Annotated in this window: 1 rRNA gene (cut by a window edge); it reads right to left on the bottom strand. The window is 48.6% G+C overall.

From position 1 onward, the window contains the following. Positions 1 to 1,952, bottom strand: a 23S ribosomal RNA gene (locus B2145_RS03210); it reaches 1,110 nt to the left of the window's first position.

The following is a 1,952-nucleotide window of genomic DNA, read 5'->3' as shown; positions in this document are numbered from 1 at the left end:
GACAAGGAATTTCGCTACCTTAGGACCGTTATAGTTACGGCCGCCGTTTACTGGGGCTTCAATTCAATGCTTCTTCTTGCGAATAACATCTCCTCTTAACCTTCCAGCACCGGGCAGGTGTCAGGCCCTATACTTCATCTTACGATTTTGCAGAGCCCTGTGTTTTTGATAAACAGTCGCCTGGACCTCTTCACTGCGGCCACGCCGTAAGCGTGGCGACCCTTCTCCCGAAGTTACGGGTCTATTTTGCCTAATTCCTTAGCCATGAATCTCTCGAGCACCTTAGGATTCTCTCCTCGACTACCTGTGTCGGTTTGCGGTACGGGTACTTATAATCTGAAGTTTAGAGGTTTTTCTTGGAAGCCCTTAGGTGTACTATCTCTTTGTCCGAAGACGCCGAGTACTATCGTATTTCCCCAAGCCGCGTGGATTTGCCTGCGCAGCCTATAGGTAGGTACTTCAACGAACTATTCCGTCAGTTCGCGACACTTTCATCACTCCGTCACCCCATCACAATTATAACTAGTACGGGAATATTAACCCGTTGTCCATCGACTGTCCCTTTCGGGTTCGCCTTAGGTCCCGACTAACCCACAGCTGATTAGCATAGCTGTGGAAACCTTAGTCTTTCGGTGTGCGGGTTTCTCGCCCGCATTATCGTTACTTATGCCTACATTTTCTTTTCTCACCGGTCCAGCATGCTTTACAACACACCTTCTACCCTGTGAGAATGCTCCCCTACCACTTGACAAATTAATGTCAAATCCATAGCTTCGGTAATATGTTTATGCCCGATTATTATCCATGCTCGTCCGCTCGACTAGTGAGCTGTTACGCACTCTTTAAATGAATGGCTGCTTCCAAGCCAACATCCTAGCTGTCTGGGCAGACAAACCTCGTTCTTTCAACTTAACATATATTTGGGGACCTTAGCTGATGGTCTGGGTTCTTTCCCTCTCGGACTTGGACCTTAGCACCCAAGCCCTCACTGCTGGTAAACATTATATAGCATTCGGAGTTTGTCAGGAATTGGTAGGCGGTGAAGCCCCCGCATCCAATCAGTAGCTCTACCTCTATATAACTTTATGACCAACGCTGCACCTAAATGCATTTCGGGGAGTACGAGCTATTTCCGAGTTTGATTGGCCTTTCACCCCTACCCACAGGTCATCCGAAGACTTTTCAACGTCAACCGGTTCGGTCCTCCACTGTGTGTTACCACAGCTTCAACCTGCCCATGGGTAGATCACACGGTTTCGCGTCTAACACTACTGACTAAAGCGCCCTATTCAGACTCGCTTTCGCTACGGATCCGTGGCTTAACCACTTATCCTTGCCAGCAACGTTAACTCGTAGGCTCATTATGCAAAAGGCACGCCGTCACCCCACGAAAGGGCTCCGACCGCTTGTAAGCGTATGGTTTCAGGATCTATTTCACTCCGTTATTCACGGTTCTTTTCACCTTTCCCTCACGGTACTGGTTCACTATCGGTCTCTCAGGAGTATTTAGCCTTAGCGGATGGTCCCGCCAAATTCAGACAGGGTTTCACGTGCCCCGCCCTACTCAGGATACCACTATCGTTATCTTCTATTACTTATACAGGGCTATCACCTTCTTTGGCTCTACTTTCCAGTAGATTCTAATTCTATCCGCAACAAATATCGTGGTCCTACAACCCCAGAATTGCCGTAACAACTCTGGTTTGGGCTAATCCGCGTTCGCTCGCCACTACTTACGGAATCACTTTTGTTTTCTTCTCCTCCGCCTACTTAGATGTTTCAGTTCAGCGGGTTTGCCCACCTATCGGTGTACTATGTCTTCAACATAGTGGGTTGCCCCATTCGGGTATCTACGGATCATATCGTGTGTGCCAATCCCCGTAGCTTTTCGCAGCTTATCACGCCCTTCATCGCCTCTGAGAGCCAAGGCATCCCCCATACGCCCTTATTTT

Source organism: Flavobacterium sp. UBA5153 (assembly GCA_002413745.1).
GTDB lineage: Bacteria > Bacteroidota > Bacteroidia > Flavobacteriales > Flavobacteriaceae > Flavobacterium.
This window is presented reverse-complemented; position numbering and strand designations above follow the sequence as displayed.